Raw genomic sequence first — 17,027 nt, 5'->3', positions numbered from 1 at the left:
CTGGAACTGCAAGGGAGTTGCCGCGTGAGCACCGAAACCACCACCGTCACCAAGGACGACTGGAACCCCATCAAGCTGGAGACGTCCGAGTACCCGGCCGTCTACAAGCAGCTTCGGGACGAATGCCCGGTCGCCTATACCAGCGACTACGAGGGTTTTTTCGACTTCTTCCGGTATAGCGACGTCCAGAAGGGCTCGCGCGATTGGCGCACCTATGCGTCCGGCCAGCCGTTCCTGGAATTCCCGCAGTTCATGCGCTCGATCCCCATTCAGGAGAACCCGCCGGTACACACCTTCTACCGCAAGTTCCTGGCGCCGTACTTTCTCCCGGCGCGGCTGGAAATGCTGCAGCCGGACATCGAGGCGCTGGTCGCAGAGCACCTCGATCCGTTGATCGAAGCCGGCGAGGCCGACATGATCGAGGAATTCGGCGTGATCGTCCCGCAGAAGGTCCTGGCAAGGTTCCTGCTGTTACCGGACGATGCCTGGGTCACCATGGCCGACAGCCTGGCCAAGGCAGACGCGGTCCGCAACGACGTGGAAAAACTCCGCGAGGTCAACAAGAACCTGTGGAATCCGACGGTCGAGGCCCTCATTGAGGACCGCCGCGCCAACCCGCAGGACCCGGCCATCGACATCATGTCGGGCGTGCTGGAACTCGAGCCCGAGGGCCGCCCGATCACCCAGGACGAGGCCGTGGCCATCGGCGTACAGATCTTCTCGGCCGGGGCAGACACCACCACCGCCGCCATCGGTTCGATCATGAAGTACCTCGCCGGAAACCCCGAAGCGCAGGCGCAGCTGCGGGCGCAGCCCGAGCTCGTGGAATCCGCGATCGAGGAAATCCTCCGGCTGGCGCCTCCCCTGCACCACACCGGGCGCAAGACCACCCGCAAGGTCGAGGCTCACGGCGTCACCATTCCCGCCGGCGCCAAGGTGGGGCTCAACGTCTTTGCCGCGAACCGTGATGAGGACAAGTTCCCCAACGGTGATGCATACGTGGCGGATCGTTCCCCGAACCCGCACCTGACCTTCGGGCACGGCCCGCACCAGTGCATGGGGTCCCCGATCGCCCGGGCAGAACTCAAGGCCATGGTCGTCCAGCTCCTGGAGAAGACAAGGAATTTTGAACTCGTTGGGGAGATCGTTTCCAACGGCCGCCCATTGCGCACAGGGTGGACCCACGCCCGGGTCCGCTTCGAGAAGTAAGGAATAGACAATGACCGTCCAAAGCCCCGCGCGCACCGACGCGCTTGTCTACCGCGCACCGCTGCAGGTGCTGGCCAAGAAGGACGCCAGCGACTGCGTCACCGAGCTTGAACTCGTTGATCCGAGTGGAGAGGTTCTTCCGGCATGGAAGCCCGGAGCCCACCTGGAAATCCACCTGCCTTCGGGACTCAGCCGCCAGTACTCGCTGTGCTCCAGCCCCACGGATTCCGGAAGCTACCGCCTGGGCATCCTGAAGGACCCGAACTCCCGCGGCGGATCGCAAGAGGTCCACGAAAAGATCGAGGCCGGCGACATCCTCGAGGTCACGGGCCCGCGAAACCACTTCCCGCTTGTCGAATCGGCGGAGTACCACTTCATTGCCGCCGGCATCGGCATCACGCCCATGATCCCGATGATGGAAGAGGCCGAACGCAACGGCAAGGACTGGAAGCTGACCTACATGGGCCGCTCCCGCACCTCCATGGCCTTCTGGAGCGAACTCGCCGACAAATACCCCGGCAAGGTCGACATCCGCCCCGACGACGAATGCGGGTTCCCGGACCTTGCCGCACTCACGGGGACTCCCCGTGAAGGGGTCAAGATCTACGCCTGCGGTCCCGAGGGCCTGCTGCGCGCACTGGAGTCCCTGACCGCCGAATCCTGGCCCGCCGGAACACTGCACCTGGAACGATTCGCACCCAAGCCGGTCGTCGCCGCGGCCAAGACGTCCTTCACGGTCAAGCTGGCCCTGAGCGGGATCGACATCGAGGTGCCCGAGGACCGCAACATCGTCGAGGTGGCCGAGGAAGCCGGGGCTCCGGTCATCTTCTCCTGCATGGAGGGGACCTGCGGGACCTGTGAAACCCGCATCATCAGCGGACAAGCAGACCACCGCGACTCGATCCTGAGCGACGAGGAAAAGGAGTCCAACGAAATGATGATGATCTGCGTTTCGCGTTCCGCCTGCGACGTCCTTGAACTCGAGATCTAGTCCCTTCTCCCTCACCCTTCCCCGGAAAGGCTCCTTAGAATGAGCACCGAATCCTCATCCGTCCCGCCCACCGTCCTTGTTGTAGGTGCGGGACCCGTTGGCATCCTCAACGCACTGGGCCTGGCCCGGGCGGGTGTCAACGTCAAGGTCTTCGAACGCGGCCTGGACATTGCCATGGCCCCGCGGGCCATGGTGTACCACTGGTCGGTCCTTGACGGACTGGCCCGCATGGGCCTGTTGGAGGACGCCACCGAGCGCGGATTCCTCAAGCAGGACTACACCTACAAGGTCCACAAGACTGGAGAAGAAATCAACTTCGGTCTCGGTTCCCTCGAAGGCATCGTGGAGCACCCGCACAACCTCCACCTGGGACAGAACGTCCTGGTCCAGATCGCGCTGGAACACCTGGCCAAGTACCCCAACGCCGAGGTCCACTGGGGACACAAATTCACCTCCCTGGTCCAGGACGAGGACTCGGTGACGGCCACCTTCCAGACCCAGACGGGCGAGACCGAGGTCCGTGGCACATGGCTGATCGGTGCCGACGGCGCAGGCAGCAAGGTGCGCGCGGCCGTGGGCATCGACTTCGAGGGCGTGACCTGGCCCGAGCGCTTTGTTGCCACCAACATCCGCTACCCTTTCGAGGCCGAAGGCTACAGCCAAACGACCATGCTGATCGATGACACCTACGGTGCCATCATCTCCAAGATCGACAACTCCGGCGAGACGGGCCTGTGGCGCTACACCTACTGCGAGGACGCCGCACTTCCCGAGGAATCGGTGTCCGATCGCATGCCCGGCTTCTTCGCACAGATCGTCCAGGACCCGGACAAGGTGGTGGTCGATGCCTTCTCGCCGTACACCATGCACCAGCGCTCGGCCAGCAGCTACCGTGCGAACCGCGTGCTGCTTGCCGGGGATTCGGCTCACGCCACCAACCCGACCGGTGGCCTGGGCCTGACCTCGGGCCTCTTCGACACCTACGTGCTGGCCGAAGCCCTGGCCGCGGTTGTTGCCGGGGAAGCCGACGAGTCCGTGCTCGATGACTACGCCACCGAACGCCGCCGTGTTTTCACCGAGATCGTCAGCCCCGCGGCCAGCAACAACAAGAAGCTCGTCTACCATTCCGATGACCAAGAGGCACTGGAAGGGCAGCTCGAGAACCTGCGCCGCCTGGAAACCGACAAGGAAGCCGTTGTTCAGCGCCTCCTCTTCCCCAAGTCGCTGGAAACCAAGTCCCTGATCGGGGCGTGGTAACGATGCCCGGAATCGAAGACTTTGCGGGAAAGGTCGCCGTAGTCACCGGGGGTGCCAGCGGGATCGGCTACGCCCTGGCCCAGAGGTTCCTGGAGGAAGGCATGTCGGTGGCCATCGCCGACGTCGAGCAGTCGGCGCTGGATTCCGCGGTGGCATCGCTCAGCGCCAAGGGCCGGGTCATCGGTGTCCCCACGGACGTGCGAGACATCGAGGCCGTCGAGAACCTCGCGCGCACCGCCCTGGAGCAGCTGGGCCGCGTCGACGTCGTGTGCAACAACGCCGGGGTGGAAACCGGGGGCAGCTTCCTGTCGATTTCCGAATCCGCCTGGCGCTGGGTCATGGACGTGAACTTCTTCGGCGTGCTCAACGGCTGCCGGGTGTTCCTGCCACTGCTTGAAGCCAACGGTGGCGGGCACATCGTCAACACCGCTTCGGTTGCCGCCTTCAACTCGGGCACCGCCACGATGACCCCTTACTGTGCGTCCAAGTTCGCGGTACTGGGCATGAGCGAATGCCTCGAGGTCGAGCTGCGCACGGCGGGTTCCAATGTGGGCGTTTCGCTGCTGGCCCCCGGGCCGGTCAAGACCCGCATGGTCGATGCCGAGCGCAACCGCCCGCAGGATGTTGCGCAGGCAAACGAGGAGGGCCGCGTCAAGGTCATGGAACGGCTCGCCGCCGTCACTGCACAGTCCGGCCTGGAACCGGCGGTTGTCGCGGATCAGGTGTTGGAAGCGATCCGGAACAACACGTTCTTCGTCCTGCCGCACCCGGATATGGCAACCGCCGGCATCCAGCGCCGCATGGATTGGATGGCCACCGGCACTCCACCGCCGGTGCGCCAGGCCGGTTCCTGACCGCACCGAGACCCGTTTCCGGCCGGGTTCCCGTGAAGGGACTTCCGGCCTCCAGCCGCACCGGCATCCAAGATTTCAAGAATTCGAAGGGGAACAGAAAATGTCAGTACCATCCACACAAGAAGTCATCGAAGCGCCAGTTTCCGACTACGACGCGTTTTCGCTCGAATCGTTGCATGACGTCCATGGACACGACGGCGCGCAGCGGGAAATCGCGCCGGTCGTGTACATGGAAAAATACGACTACTACGCGATCACCCGCTTCGCCGAGATCCAAAAGGCCCTTCGCGACTGGCGGACATTCTCCAGCACCGACCGTCCGTTCTATGCCCCGTCGCCTTTCCGCCCGCGCACGCTGATCCTCGAGGATCCGCCGGAGCACACGGCGTCCAAGGGAGCCGTCATGCGCGTCTTTGACGAGGGCAATCTCAAGAAGATGGGCGAATACTTCAAGGCCGAGGCCGAGCGCCTCCTTGACCAGATGCTGGCCGACGGTCCGGCGGACATCGACGCCTTTGACGACTTGTCGGTCAAGTACATCCTCAAGGTGTTCCCCGATGTCCTGGGCCTGCCCGAGGGAGGCCGCGAACTGCTGCTGAAGTTCGGAGATGCGGTCTTCAACGTTTTCGGTCCGCCGAGCGAACTCCAAAAGCAGAAGCTGGAAAGCGGTGCGGTGGCCATCGACTGGGTAGAGGAGAACACCGCGCGCGAACGCCAGTCCGAGGGCGGCATTGGCTGGCAGCTTTACCAGATGGCCGACGAGGGCAAGGTCTCCGAACACACGGCCCAGCAGATCCTCAAGTCGATCTTTGCCGCCGGGTTCGACACGACCACCGCCTCGATCGCCTCCATGGTCCGTGCCTTTGCCGACAACCCGGCCGAGTGGCAGAAGCTGCGGGAGAACCCGTCCCTCGTGGACAACGCGTGGGAAGAAGCCATCCGCTTCTACCCGGCCTCGCGCTACGGCGGCCGCGTGGCCATCAAGGAAACCGTCCTGGGCGGGGTCCGGATCCCTGAAGGTGCCAAGATCCTCACCATGTGGCTCGGCTCGGGCCGGGACCCGCGGCAATTCGTGAACCCCAACGAATTCCATGTCGATCGGGACATGGCCCGTGGCCACCTCTCCTTCGGTTTCGGCATCCACACCTGCGCCGGCAATGTGGTGGCACGCCTTGAGGCCACGACCCTGCTGCGCGCCATGGTGGAGCGGATCGAGAAGATCGAACTGGTCGGGGAGCCGCGACAGACGGTGAACTACCAAGCGTTCGGGCACGATTCGGTCCCGGTCCGGCTGACTCCGGTCGCCAGGTAACCCGGCATGTCCAACACCGCACCTCACGCCGATGCCGCCGCGCGCACGGTTCGGACCGGGGGATTCTTCCTTTCGGGCGACGTGAACGACGCGGATTCGCAACCCTGGCAGCTGGGCCCGGCATGGGTCCAGTGGGAGGCTCCGGCGTCCGGGACCTCGGGGTTGCCGTTCGTTTTCGTCCATGGCGGTGGAGGACAATCCACGGACTGGCTGGGGGTCTCGGCTTTGGCTCCGGGCTGGGCGGTCCAGGCGGTTGAGGCGGGATTCCCCGCCTACCTGATGGACCGGCCCGGCCACGGCCGTTCACCTTATGACCCCGCGCGGCTGGGAGCGCGCACGTCGTTCCCGGATTACGCGGGAGTCGCGGCGGTGTTCGTCCCGCCGGCGGCCTCCGGGGATTCGGCGACGCCAAACCCCGCCTGGGCCTGGGGGAGGAAACCCGGCTCGAAGGAACTCGACGCATTGGTCGCCTCCTCCGGCGGCATGCTGCTGGACACGGCCCTGGGCCAGGAGCTCGATGCCCGTCGCCTGGTGGATCTGTTGAAGATCATCGGGCGCAGTGTCCTTCTCACGCATTCCGCCGGGGCCGCGGCCGGGTGGCTTGCGGCCTCCCGGGTCCCCGAACTGGTCCAAGCGGTCATCTCCGTCGAACCCCTTGGTCCGCCGTTCCGCGACCTCGGTGCAAGGGGCTCCCTGGAATTCGGGGCCACTGCCGTGCCGCTGGAAGGGGACCGGTTGGATTCCATTCCCGTCCTCGTGGTGTCCGGGGCAGCCTCCGGACGCGGCGACGCGGACAAGGAAACAACCGACTTCCTGCGCACCCAGGGTGCAGTGGCCACGCACCTGTCGCTGGGAAACGAAGGCATCGCAGGCAACGGGCACGGACTCGTGTTCGAAGCCAACAACCACGACGTCTTCCAGGAAGTCCTGGACTGGATCGAAGGCCTCCAGAAGGATCACCACGGAAACCCGCAACGGGTTCCGGAACCGCAATACATCAACCACGAGGGGTAGTAGAAGATGTTAGAAACAAACGCACGGGCCACGCCCGCGCACACCGCACGTTCCACCAACATCCGCATGTGGGGCCTGGACTCGCCGAAGATGACCATTGACGCGGCGCACCTGGTGGTCGGCGCCGAGGGCACCGTTCAGATCCCGCTTCCGGCCTACGTGATCGAACACGAACAGGGCCTGGTGCTCTTTGACACCGGCATGGACCCGCGAGTGTGCGAGGACCCGGCATTGGTCTACGGAGACCGCCCGGAAACCTCCATGATTTCCGGCACGCCGGAGCAGCGCATCGACCGGCAGCTGGCCAAGCTCGGCTACCGTCCCGAGGACGTGACCCACGTGGTGCTCTCGCACACCCACGCCGACCACTCCGGCGGACTGTATCTCTTCCCGCAGGCGAAGTTCTATGCCGGGCCCGGCGAACTGCAATGGGCGGCGGGCCCCGGTCCCGCCACCGCGCATCTGTTCAACCCGGGCGACTTCTCCGATGAGGTCATGGACTTCACCTGGACCACCGTCCAGGCGCCGGTCTTTGACCTGTTCGGCGACGGCGCCATCCAGATCCACCACACGCCCGGGCACACCCCGGGCGAATTGAGCGCACTGGTTCGCCTGCCGTCGCAGAACGTCATTCTCACCGGCGACACCGTGCACCTGCGCGAAGCCGTCGAATGGGACGAAGTGGATCCCTCGGACTGGGACTACGGCGAGGCACGTGCGTCCATCACCAAGCTCAAGGAATTGCGCGACGCGGAGAACGCCCGGCTGTGGATCGCCCACGATCCGCGCGACTGGGAGGACTTCGGCGGGGCCCTGCGGGAGCTGTCCTGATGAGCCGGATGTTCTTTGACTACCGTTGCGGCGACTGCGCGGCGGACAGCGAGTTCTTCATCCCGGCCCCGGCACCGGAATCCCAGGACTGCCCGGTGTGTTCCGGAGTGGCCCGTCGCCGGTACACCAGCCGCGGCCTGGGGCGCAGCGGCGCGTCCCTGGCGGCGGTGGCTCCCGCGGCCGGCAGCATCGACTGCCGCGACAACGCGGATGTCCCCGGGCTCTGCCACGTGGCACCATCGGCGCGCCGACGCATGGTGGCCCGCCACCGCGGCGACCTGGAAACCTACGAGGCCGAGACCAAGCGGCAGACACGCGAGTTCGAAACCTCCGGACCCAAGACGGTCCACCAGGTAGTGGGCCACAGCCACTAACGGGTCGCTCCGACACAACGGGTGGATTCCATACCTATATATAGGTATGGAATCCACCCGTTTTTTGGTGTGCGCTCCGATAAAGCGCTCCTCTGCGGACAAAAAGCCCGGCTCCCACTGACGGTGGTCCGACGGCCCCCCAAGGGTGCCACGGAATCGGTTTGGGGTCGAGCTGTTTCGCTGAAGTTCTAGCGGGGCCTCACGAGATCAAAGCGGCCCTGGGCAAGGGCCTCGAAGTAGGCACTTGGCCCGCCTGCACGCAGGACAGGCTGGGCGAGAGCCGTCTGGTAAATACCCTCGCGAATCAGGGCCTCATCGATGTGCACCGCGATGACTTCCCCGATCGTGAGCACACCGGGAGAAGTGTGCCCGTCTGCACCACGCAATTCAATGACGTCACTGACCCGGCACTCGAAACTCACTGGCGAGGCCGCGACACGCGGCGCACTGATATCAACGGAATCAGCGGCCTCCAAGCCGGATGCGACGAATTCATCGACGTCGGCCGTTGTTGACGTTGCGTTCATCTGCTCTGCGAGGGGGCGCGTGACCAGGTTCCAGGTGAACTCACCGCTCAGCTGGGCGTTGCGCGCGGTGTGCTTGCGGGTGGTGCTCGAGAAGCCAATGAGTGGTGGCGTGTAGGAGAACGCATTGAAGAAGCTGTACGGTGCGAGGTTGCGAACCCCGGCAGGGGAAAGTGTTCCAATCCAACCGATCGGACGCGGCCCGACAATTGCATTAAACGGATCATGCGGAAGCCGGTGGCCCTCTGCTGGGCGGTAGAAGTGCGAACTCATCTGTTCAGTCAATCATCAATCGACGGTGCAGGAATGTTTTTTGCGCACGGGTCGCGCACCAAATCGAGCGGGCAAGACGCACCGGGGAGCAAACGCCAATGGCGTCTGTTTCTGCGGATGATCCACGAGAAAAAGACGCCATCAGCGATGCTGCGGGTCAGTCTTTCGACGCCGCCCAGCGGGCAATCTCCGTGTGGTCCGAGGCCGGATCCAGCTCGGTGGCCGCCTGGCCCCAGAGCTCGACGGCACGTGCACCGAGCTGCGAGGGACGGCCCAGGGACTCGGCCAGGCTTGCGGCGATCTTCATGTCCTTGAGCATCAGGGCCAGGCCGAAGCCCGAATCGAAGCTGCCCGGCAGGATGAAGTTGGGCCACTTGTTCTCGGTGGAACCGCTGCGTCCGCTGGAGGAGTTGAAGACCTCGAGCATGGTCTGCGGGTCCAGCCCGAACTCCTTGCCCGCGGCCATGGCCTCGGAGGTGACCAGCAAGTGGGTTGCGGAAAGCAGGTTGTTCAGGGCCTTGAGCGCATGGCCCGAGCCCACCTCCCCGGTGTGGCGCACCTTGCCCAGGACTTCAAGGATCGGGCGCAGGGTTTCGATGGTCTCGGCGTCGCCGCCTGCCATGATGGTCAGCTTTCCGGTGACGGCTCCGCCCACGCCGCCGGACACCGGGGCGTCGACGAGCGTGGGGCCGCCTGATATGGCCAGGCGTTCGGCCAGTGCGCGGGTGCGCAAGGGCTCGGAGGAACTCATGTCCACCACGATGGCGCCTTGGGGAAGTGCCGCCGCGGCGCCGTCGCTTTCCAGGACGGACTCGACAATCGAGGAGTTCGGCAGCATCAGGATCAGCACGTCGGCCAAGGCCGCGACCTCGCCGGTGCTTTGAACCGCGCTTCCTCCGGAGGCCACCAGCCGGGCGCGGTTCTCGGCGGACAGGTCGGTGCCGATGACGGTGTATCCGGCCTCGAGCAGGCGTGCGGACATGGGCGTGCCCATGTTGCCGAGGCCGATGAACCCGATGCGTGGCTTAGACATTGATGCTCATCTCCTTCAGGGTCGCCTCGGCGATGCGGAAGGACTCCAGGGCCGCGGGCACGCCCACGTAGATGGCGCTCTGCAGCAGCACCTCCTGGATCTCCTCCGGCGTGACGCCGTTGTTGATGGCACCCTTGACGTGCACGGAGAGTTCGTGGCCGCGGTTCAGTGCGGTGAGCATCGCCAGGTTGATCATGGAGCGCGACTTGCGGTCCAGGCCCGGACGGGACCAGGTGGCACCCCAGCAGTATTCGGTGACCAATTCCTGGATCGGCTTGCCAAATTCGGTGGCGTTGGCCAGGGACTTCTCGACGTGGGCGGCACCGAGGACTTCCTTGCGGATGTCCAGGCCTTCCTGCAGGGTTTCGGCGTGGGTGTGGTGGTTTTCCATGGTGGGTCCTGTTTCTTTTGGTGCGGGTTCGGAAGAGCGGGTGGTGAGGGAGATGCCTAGGCCGGCGGCAGGACGATGTCGAAGGCAACCCGCTTCCACGGCTTGCCCTCCAAGTCCCGTCCATCCGGGGCCGGCGTTCCTGCAGGCTGCGAAATGAAGTCCTTGATCAGGGATTCCTTGACGCCAAAGACCGAATCCTTGTCCAGGTACTCGCAGCCGTCGACGAAGATGTGGGTGACCAAGGTGCGGGTTTCCGGGGCCGAGACCATGAAGTGCAGGTGCGAGGTGCGCACCGGGGAGCGGTCGAAGCGCTCCAGCAGCTGGCCCACCGGGCCGTCATGGGGAATCGGGTAGGGCGTGGGGGTCAGTGCCCAGAACGCGTAGTTCCCGTCCGCGTCGGCGTGCAGGTGGGCGCGGGCCGCGGTCCGGCCGTCGTTGTACTGGACGTCGTAGAACCCTTCCTCGTCAGCTTCCCAGACCTCGATTCGGGCACCGGGCAAGGGGTTTCCCGCGGTGTCCTTGACGCTGCCCTCGACCCAGCAGGCCTCCCCGGCGGCTCCGCCGGAGATGTCCCCGCCGATGGCGATTTCCGGGGCGTTCTCAACGAAGAACGGACCGAACACGGTGGCCTCGGTGGCGTCGCCGACCGCCTCGTTGTTCACGGCAATGGTTTGCATTGAGGCGCCCAGGACGTCGGACAGGAGAATGAATTCCTGGCGGGTGTCGGTGGTGATGTGGCCGGCGCGCGTCAGGAATCCGATCGCGGTGCTCCATTCCTCCTCGGTGAGGCGCACCTCGCGAATGTAGGAATGGAGGTGGCGGACCAAGCCATTGATCAGCTCGCGGTCGCGTTCGCTGCCGCCGCCGGCAAAGGAAGCGATGACCTCGGAGACCAGGTTCTCTTCGCGTGCGATTTGTTCATCCGAGAGAACCTGGGCGGGTGCGGCATCGGTGAAGGCGTTGTCGATTCTCATGTGTGCTCCTGGGGGTTTCGGGTGGTGTTTAGGCGAGGGCCGGGGACAGGACGGCAGGAGTCGTTCCGGCAAGGGCCGCGCCGAGCAGCTCGGCGATGTTGGATTCGGTCACGGCCGTGGGGTTGGAGGCGGGCGCTGCCTTGAGAATGCGGGACACCGCCTCCGGGATGTCGGCCGTCGTGAAGCCGTAGTCGGCCAGGGCGCGGGGGGCGTCCAAGCGGGTGCGCAGTTCGTTCAGCAGTGCGACGGCTTCGGCCGCGGCGTCCAGTCCGTCCAATGCCGGAGCGCTGGCGCCCAGGCCTGCGCGGATGGCGGCCGATAGCCGTGAGGCGGCTTCGGGGGCCGAAGGAGCATTGAAGGCCAGCACGTAGGGCAGGACCGTCGCATGGGTTTCGGCGTGCGGCATGTTGAACGTTCCGCCCAGCACGTGGCAGATCTTGTGGTGCAGGCCCGAACCTGCAGAGGCGAAGGCCACGGCGGAGAGGTAGGCGCCGTAGAGGGCGGTTTCACGGCCCGTGATGTCGGTGGGATCGGAGTGGATCAGCGGCAGGCCCTGCGCCAGGGCGCGCACGCCCTCGGCAGCCAGTGCCGCATTGATGGGATCGGCGCGCGGTGCCCACAAGGAATCCACGCAGTGGGCCAGGGCATTGAGGCCCGAGGCCACGGACAACCCCACCGGAAGGCCAAGGGTCAGGGCCGCGTCGTAGATGACGGTGGCCGGAAGCACCTTGTCATCAGCACCCGTGGTCTTGGTGGCCTCCTCGGTCAGGCCCCAGACGTTGGTGGCCTCCGAACCCGCATAGGTGGTGGGAACGGCAATGATGGGAATCCCGGTGGTCAGGGCCACGGCCTTGGCCAGGCCGGTGGTGGAGCCGCCGCCCACGCACACGATCAGATCGATGTGTGCGTCCGTCGCCGCCTGGCGGGCACCGACGGCATTGGCGATCGGCACATGCTGGACCACGTCCGTGTGCCACAGGGCGACCTGCACCTGCGCCAGGGCGATCTGGGCGAATTCGCGCTCGAACTCCGAAGCGATGCACATGATGTTCGTGGCCCCGAGCCGCGCGGTTTCGGCGGCCACGTGTTCGGCGGCCAGGCCGGTTCCGAAGAGGACCCGCTGGCCCAGGGTGGTGTGTTCAAACTGCATGGTGGTCCTTTGACTGTGGAAGTGGGGAGCGGTGTGACCGCGAGGACGGAACGGAAAGTGGTGTCAGATGCCCGCGGCAGCGGTGGCAAAATCCCGTGCTTCAACCTGCTTGCGCAGCCGGGCCAGCTTGACCAACTGCAACAGGCAGACCAGTGAGATCAGCAGCGTTGCGACCACGAAGACCGGGACGAAGACGATGCTGCCGGTGGACATGACCAGCCAGGTGGCGATGAGCGGGGTGAATCCCGAGCCCAGGACGTTGCCCAGCTGGTAGCCCAGGCTCATGCCGGTGAACCTGACCTCGGCGGGGAAGCTGTCGGCGAAGAGTGCAGGCTGCATGCCGTAGCAGAAGGTGTAGAGGCAGCCGAAGCCCAGGGCGTACGCAACACCGATCAATGCCGGCTGGGTAGAGACGACGGCAGCGAACATGAAGATGATGCCTGCGATCGCAGCGAGCGTTCCAAAGATGACGAGCACCTTGCGGCCGTACTTGTCCGAGAGGTGACCGGAGAGCAGGATCATGGGGATCTGGAGGACAAAGGCGATCATGGTGAAGCTCAGCATGGTGGAGGCGGGGATGCCCAGCGTGTTCTGGCTGTAACCGACGAGGAAGGTCATGACCACGATGGAGAAGGCTCCGAAGCCCAGGAAGCTGCCGGCCACGAGCAGGACGGCCTTGAAATTGTTCTTGAAGACTGAGGCCAGGGGAACCTTGACCTCGAGTCCCTTGTCCTTGGTGGTCTGGAACTCGGGGGATTCGGCAATCTTGAGGCGGATGAACATGCCCACGATGACCAGTACGAAGCTGAGGATGAAGGGGACGCGCCAAGCCCAGGCGAGAACGTCTTCGCGCGGCAGCAGCGTGACGGCCAGGAAAGCGGCGTTGCCGAGCAGTGCGCCGGTTGCCGGTCCGACCTGGGGCACGGCGGCGAAGAAGCCGCGACGGTTCTCGGGTGCGTATTCAAAGGCCATGAGGATGGCACCGCCCCATTCGCCGCCGAACGCGATGCCCTGCACGAAGCGCAGGAAGATCAGGATGACGGCGGCCCAGATGCCGATTTCGTTATAGGTGGGAAGCAGGCCGATCGCGAGCGTTGCAATGCCCATGAGCAGCAACGTGAACACCAGCATGGGCTTGCGCCCGATCTTGTCACCGAAGTGCCCGAAGACGATTGCTCCCAGTGGGCGGGAGAGGTAACCGACAGCCAAAGCCCCAAAGCTTGCCAACGTTCCCACCAGCGGGTCGGAGGACGGGAAGAAGATCTGGGGGAAGACGAGGGCTGCGGCCAGTCCGTAGATGGAGAAGTCGTAGTACTCGATGGCGTTTCCCGCCAGTGAGGCGGCCGCGACGCGACGCAACGATTGGCGTGGTGTCGGGGGTGTAGTCGTGATGCTCGACATTGGGCATCCTCCTGGAGGTTGGTCTGAATCGGGAGCGGATCGGAACGTTTGTGTGTGGCGAGTCACACCGATCCTAGAAGTCCAATACATATAGAACAAGTAATTGAGTCGCGGACAATATACGTTTTGTGTATGGCCTGAAATTCGGGGATTCCTTGGCCGAGGGGTTGTTTCGGCGGTTGGCAGGCGGCTGTTTATGCCAGCGGACCAAGGTTTCAGGAGATCGTCGGATTCCGCGATGGCCGGGGTTGGCGGATGCGCGCGACGCAAAGAGCTCGTCGAGCGTGGCAGTGTGGCGCTCGAAATCGACACCGATCGCGGGAGTCGATGTTGACAGTGGGCTTGCCTGCCCCCGGATCGTCTCGGTGGACCGAGGCCGGGTGCGGGCGGTGGTGGCGGAGACGTTGATCCGCGCTTGGCGGCGGGCGAAGAAAGATGGCGCTGACTCTGGAAAGCGCCATGGGAATCGCTGAAGCCGGGCGTATTCGTTGCCCGGGCATCGGCGCCGGAGTGGTGCCGCCGGTCCTTTGATCAGCCCGCAGGCGTGATGGGGAGGTTGATGAAGAGGGGATCCATTTCCTGGCCAACGGGGTACTGGTCGTTGAAGAGCGCGACGCCGCCGGGGGCGAGAAGCGTCGGGACGTCTTGCCAGAGTGTGCCGGTTTTCAGTGCCTCTGGCGGTGGCAGTTCCAGGGTGGCCAGGATTATCCCGCCGGTTGCGGGTCCTGCGGATATGCCGAGGCTCGCACCTTGGGGGGTCAGGGCAACCCAGGGGTCCAGCAGATCCAAACGCATCATCCCGCCGTGTCCGGACATGCGGACTTCGCCTTTGAAGTGCAGGGTGCCGTAGCCGGTGTGCGGATCCAGCTTTCCGCCATTGGGTGCGAAGTTGAAGTAGCTCCCATTGGTTGCCTCGGCGCCGCCCTCGATGGATACCGAGACGTCGGGGAGGAACGAAATATATCGCACGAAGCTGCGCTTGATGCCCCACGTGAGGCCAAGCGGAGGTGTCGCGCTTTCGTGGGAGTCGATGTGGTCGGTCATGGGTCACCCTTCGGTGTGGGAAGCAGGAAATCATCGACATCAAACCGTGCGCCCGAGCAGCTGAGTGCAAGGGGGCGGTGTGGTCGCGTCGGAAATGGGACGTGGGTCACGGAAGTTTTCCCATCATCCACGGTGGACACGCGTCTGGCAAGTTGACCGATCGTTGCCCGTGAACACACAAAGATTTTCCGAAACTCACTGGACAAGTGTCTAGCGAGTTGCAATGATGGTGACACGCGCCACGCAAATCCGGTGACGCGGATTACTTTTCTCCGGCTCGTTGCCACCTCCTGATAGGACTCCCATGACCCTCACCCCAGCCGTTCCGGAAACCAGCACGACTGCTTTCGCGACCGCCGGAAGGCTTCACGGCAAGGTTGCCGTCATTACGGGTGCGGCCTCAGGGATCGGCCTGTCCACGGCCCGCACCTTCGCCGCGGAAGGCGCAATCGTCATTGCCGCCGATCTTTCCGCAGACGGCCTGGCGCGGGAACACTCCACGGCAGAAAACATCCACACCGCACCGCTGGATGTCGCAGATTCGGCCGCAGTCAATGAACTCTTCGCGGATGTCGAGGCAAAGCATGGACGGCTGGACATCGTGATCAATGCCGCCGGCGTCAACGCCCCGAGCCGCGCGGCCAACGAAAAGCTCGTCGAGTCCAACGTCAAGTCCTTCCGTGCCGCGCAGTCCGGTGAGGAGTTCCACCCCGATTTCCTGTCCGACATCTCCGACGAGGACTTCCGCCGCGTCATGGACGTGAACCTCTTTGGCCCGTTCTACGTGATTCGGGCAGCGGCGCCGCTTCTCAAGCGCACCGGCGGCGGAGCAATCGTGAATGTCTCCAGCGCGGCGGCGCTGATGGGTGTGCCCATGCCGCTGTACTACCCGGCATCGAAGGCCGGGGTGCTTGGCATGACCCGTGGTGCCGCCGCCGAACTCGCACCGTTCAATATCCGCGTCAACGCCATTGCCCCCGGGGCGGTTGACACCCCGCTCTTCCGCCAGCAGCCCGAGGAAATCACGGGCATGCTGATCGGCATGCAGCCGATCAAGCGACCGGCCACGCCCGAGGAAATCGCCCAGACCTTGCTCTTCCTCTCCAGCGAGGCAGGCGCCTACTACACCGGGCAGACCCTCTCGCCCTCCGGCGGCCTGCACATGTAGTCCGGAACCCGACCGTTCCACCCGTTTCCTGGCCCACCCCCCCATTCCCGGATTTCCAAGGAGAACCATGAGCGCCCACCTCAACGCCGAGACCCTCGAACTGCTCGAGACCACCATCCGCAACGACATCAACGAAGGCACCTACGACGGCGCACGCATCATGGTGGCCCGCCACGGTGAAGTGGGCCTCGACGCCACGATCGGCTGGGCCGACCGCGCCGGCGGACGGAAGCTCAAGGAGGATGACATCTTCCGGGTGTTGTCGCTGACCAAGGCCTTCACCAACGCCTTGGTTTACCAGGCCCTGGGCGAGGGAAAGCTGCAGTTGAGCACCCGGGTCGTGGACGTGATCCCCGAGTTCTGGGGAGTCGACCGTTTCCGCACCATGCGCAAGGACCGGGTGAACCTCGCCCACCTGCTGACCCACCGTTCGGGCATGCCGGCCACCCCCGAACCGTTGCCCACCGCCGAACTTGGCAACCTGGAAAACGTCATTGCCGCGATCTGCAAGCTCGACGTGATCCACGAACCTGGAACCAACCTCACGTACTCGCCGGCCATCAACCACGCCTTGATGGGCGAGATGCTTCGCCGGGTCTATGGGGCCTCCTCGTTCCGGGAGCTGGCCGAGAAGAACCTGTTCTCCGTCCTGGACATGAAGGACACCCGCTTCGGGCCGTTGGACGAATGGAAGGAGCGGGTGGTTCCGCTCAAGGCCTACATCCCCGACAGCGGCTGGCTCTCGCCCAAGGACGTCGAGGACCTCAACGACGTGGTCAACGAGGACGCCGAAATGCCATGGGTGGGCTCCGTGTCCACCGCCCGGGACGTCTTCGCCTTTGCCGAAATGATCCGCCGCAATGGCCAAGCCAACGGCAAGTCGGTGATTGCCCCGGCCATCCTGGACGCCGCAACCACGCTGCAGACCGGCGACATGACCAACGATCTCTACGCCATGATCGCCAAGATGCGCGGCTGGGAAGAGCCGCCGGGAAATTTCGGGCTCGGCTTCTCCCTGAGCGGGACCGGCACCCACCCCTCGTTCTTCGGCCCCTTCACCAGCCCGCGCACGCACGGGAACTACGGTGCCGGTTCGACCCTCTTCTGGATCGATCCCGAACGCGATATGACGTTCGTCTGCCTGACCTCCGGCGTCATGGACGAAGGCGACAACGTCCTGCGCTTCCAGAAACTTTCCACCATCGCTGCCTCGGCAGCCCTCTGATC

Annotated in this window: 17 protein-coding genes; 10 read left to right on the top strand and 7 right to left on the bottom strand. The window is 64.6% G+C overall.

Annotated elements, in window-relative coordinates; translation table 11 throughout:
• The first annotated feature begins 24 nt into the window (after positions 1–24).
• From ABD687_RS12160 to ABD687_RS12125, 8 genes are all read left to right on the top strand, one after another.
• On the top strand, positions 25–1,209 hold the full coding sequence (locus ABD687_RS12160) for a cytochrome P450 (RefSeq protein WP_310290837.1): 1,185 nt from the start codon (positions 25–27) through the stop codon (positions 1,207–1,209).
• A gap of 10 nt (positions 1,210–1,219) precedes the next feature.
• Positions 1,220–2,200, top strand: coding sequence for a PDR/VanB family oxidoreductase (locus ABD687_RS12155; RefSeq protein ID WP_310290839.1), 981 nt, complete (start codon positions 1,220–1,222; stop codon positions 2,198–2,200).
• A gap of 39 nt (positions 2,201–2,239) precedes the next feature.
• Complete coding sequence (locus ABD687_RS12150) at positions 2,240–3,457, top strand: FAD-dependent oxidoreductase (protein ID WP_310290841.1); 1,218 nt, start codon at positions 2,240–2,242, stop codon at positions 3,455–3,457.
• 2 nt (positions 3,458–3,459) lie between these two features.
• Positions 3,460–4,311: an SDR family NAD(P)-dependent oxidoreductase gene (locus ABD687_RS12145; RefSeq protein ID WP_310290843.1), complete on the top strand. Its 852-nt coding sequence runs from the start codon at positions 3,460–3,462 to the stop codon at positions 4,309–4,311.
• A 100-nt stretch (positions 4,312–4,411) separates the two neighbouring features.
• Entirely contained in the window at positions 4,412–5,623 is a 1,212-nt protein-coding gene (locus ABD687_RS12140; RefSeq protein ID WP_310290845.1) for a cytochrome P450, read from the top strand.
• Between the two features lie 6 nt (positions 5,624–5,629).
• Positions 5,630–6,637, top strand: coding sequence for an alpha/beta fold hydrolase (locus tag ABD687_RS12135; protein WP_310290847.1), 1,008 nt, complete (start codon positions 5,630–5,632; stop codon positions 6,635–6,637).
• A 6-nt stretch (positions 6,638–6,643) separates the two neighbouring features.
• On the top strand, positions 6,644–7,468 hold the full coding sequence (locus ABD687_RS12130) for an N-acyl homoserine lactonase family protein (RefSeq protein ID WP_310290849.1): 825 nt from the start codon (positions 6,644–6,646) through the stop codon (positions 7,466–7,468).
• A complete protein-coding gene (locus ABD687_RS12125; protein WP_310290852.1) occupies positions 7,468–7,842 on the top strand; it encodes an FmdB family zinc ribbon protein in 375 nt (124 codons plus the stop codon). The genes ABD687_RS12130 and ABD687_RS12125 overlap by 1 nt, the downstream gene beginning before the upstream one ends.
• Positions 7,843–8,030: 188 nt before the next feature.
• Here the strand turns inward: ABD687_RS12125 and ABD687_RS12120 are convergent, their stop codons facing one another.
• From ABD687_RS12120 to ABD687_RS12090, 7 genes are all read right to left on the bottom strand, one after another.
• Positions 8,031–8,651 (bottom strand): flavin reductase family protein, encoded by a 621-nt coding sequence (locus ABD687_RS12120; RefSeq protein WP_310290854.1) that lies wholly within the window; start codon positions 8,649–8,651, stop codon positions 8,031–8,033.
• 145 nt (positions 8,652–8,796) lie between these two features.
• On the bottom strand, positions 8,797–9,672 hold the full coding sequence (locus ABD687_RS12115) for an NAD(P)-dependent oxidoreductase (protein WP_310290856.1): 876 nt from the start codon (positions 9,670–9,672) through the stop codon (positions 8,797–8,799).
• Positions 9,665–10,063, bottom strand: coding sequence for a carboxymuconolactone decarboxylase family protein (locus ABD687_RS12110; protein ID WP_310290858.1), 399 nt, complete (start codon positions 10,061–10,063; stop codon positions 9,665–9,667). The genes ABD687_RS12115 and ABD687_RS12110 overlap by 8 nt, the downstream gene beginning before the upstream one ends.
• Positions 10,064–10,119: 56 nt before the next feature.
• Positions 10,120–11,037 carry a dioxygenase family protein gene (locus ABD687_RS12105; protein WP_310290860.1) on the bottom strand — a complete coding sequence of 306 codons (918 nt, stop codon included), beginning with the start codon at positions 11,035–11,037 and terminating at the stop codon, positions 10,120–10,122.
• Between the two features lie 28 nt (positions 11,038–11,065).
• The gene (locus ABD687_RS12100; RefSeq protein ID WP_310290863.1) at positions 11,066–12,187 is read right to left on the bottom strand and encodes a maleylacetate reductase; all 1,122 of its coding nucleotides are present in this window, start codon (positions 12,185–12,187) and stop codon (positions 11,066–11,068) included.
• A 63-nt stretch (positions 12,188–12,250) separates the two neighbouring features.
• The gene (locus ABD687_RS12095) at positions 12,251–13,588 is read right to left on the bottom strand and encodes an MFS transporter (protein ID WP_310290864.1); all 1,338 of its coding nucleotides are present in this window, start codon (positions 13,586–13,588) and stop codon (positions 12,251–12,253) included.
• A gap of 531 nt (positions 13,589–14,119) precedes the next feature.
• Positions 14,120–14,632 (bottom strand): HtaA domain-containing protein, encoded by a 513-nt coding sequence (locus ABD687_RS12090; protein ID WP_310290868.1) that lies wholly within the window; start codon positions 14,630–14,632, stop codon positions 14,120–14,122.
• A gap of 304 nt (positions 14,633–14,936) precedes the next feature.
• Between ABD687_RS12090 and ABD687_RS12085 the strand changes: the two genes are divergently transcribed.
• A complete protein-coding gene (locus tag ABD687_RS12085; RefSeq protein ID WP_310290870.1) occupies positions 14,937–15,800 on the top strand; it encodes an SDR family NAD(P)-dependent oxidoreductase in 864 nt (287 codons plus the stop codon).
• A 67-nt stretch (positions 15,801–15,867) separates the two neighbouring features.
• Positions 15,868–17,025, top strand: a complete 1,158-nt coding sequence (locus ABD687_RS12080; protein ID WP_310290871.1) for a serine hydrolase domain-containing protein — start codon at positions 15,868–15,870, stop codon at positions 17,023–17,025.
• Positions 17,026–17,027 lie beyond the last annotated feature (2 nt).

It is taken from the genome of Paeniglutamicibacter sulfureus (assembly GCF_039535115.1).
GTDB lineage: Bacteria > Actinomycetota > Actinomycetes > Actinomycetales > Micrococcaceae > Paeniglutamicibacter > Paeniglutamicibacter sulfureus.
Note: the sequence above shows the minus strand (reverse complement) of the source record. Positions and strands in the feature narration are given on the sequence as shown.

Coding starts and splice junctions, on each gene's coding strand:
- ABD687_RS12145 (WP_310290843.1), top strand. CDS start 3,460: ATGCCCGGAATCGAAGACTTTGCGGGAAAGGTCGCCGTAGTCACCGGG.
- ABD687_RS12140 (WP_310290845.1), top strand. CDS start 4,412: ATGTCAGTACCATCCACACAAGAAGTCATCGAAGCGCCAGTTTCCGAC.
- ABD687_RS12090 (WP_310290868.1), bottom strand. CDS start 14,632: ATGACCGACCACATCGACTCCCACGAAAGCGCGACACCTCCGCTTGGC.
- ABD687_RS12150 (WP_310290841.1), top strand. CDS start 2,240: ATGAGCACCGAATCCTCATCCGTCCCGCCCACCGTCCTTGTTGTAGGT.
- ABD687_RS12135 (WP_310290847.1), top strand. CDS start 5,630: ATGTCCAACACCGCACCTCACGCCGATGCCGCCGCGCGCACGGTTCGG.
- ABD687_RS12155 (WP_310290839.1), top strand. CDS start 1,220: ATGACCGTCCAAAGCCCCGCGCGCACCGACGCGCTTGTCTACCGCGCA.
- ABD687_RS12085 (WP_310290870.1), top strand. CDS start 14,937: ATGACCCTCACCCCAGCCGTTCCGGAAACCAGCACGACTGCTTTCGCG.
- ABD687_RS12100 (WP_310290863.1), bottom strand. CDS start 12,187: ATGCAGTTTGAACACACCACCCTGGGCCAGCGGGTCCTCTTCGGAACC.
- ABD687_RS12095 (WP_310290864.1), bottom strand. CDS start 13,588: ATGTCGAGCATCACGACTACACCCCCGACACCACGCCAATCGTTGCGT.
- ABD687_RS12110 (WP_310290858.1), bottom strand. CDS start 10,063: ATGGAAAACCACCACACCCACGCCGAAACCCTGCAGGAAGGCCTGGAC.
- ABD687_RS12105 (WP_310290860.1), bottom strand. CDS start 11,037: ATGAGAATCGACAACGCCTTCACCGATGCCGCACCCGCCCAGGTTCTC.
- ABD687_RS12115 (WP_310290856.1), bottom strand. CDS start 9,672: ATGTCTAAGCCACGCATCGGGTTCATCGGCCTCGGCAACATGGGCACG.
- ABD687_RS12125 (WP_310290852.1), top strand. CDS start 7,468: ATGAGCCGGATGTTCTTTGACTACCGTTGCGGCGACTGCGCGGCGGAC.
- ABD687_RS12080 (WP_310290871.1), top strand. CDS start 15,868: ATGAGCGCCCACCTCAACGCCGAGACCCTCGAACTGCTCGAGACCACC.
- ABD687_RS12130 (WP_310290849.1), top strand. CDS start 6,644: ATGTTAGAAACAAACGCACGGGCCACGCCCGCGCACACCGCACGTTCC.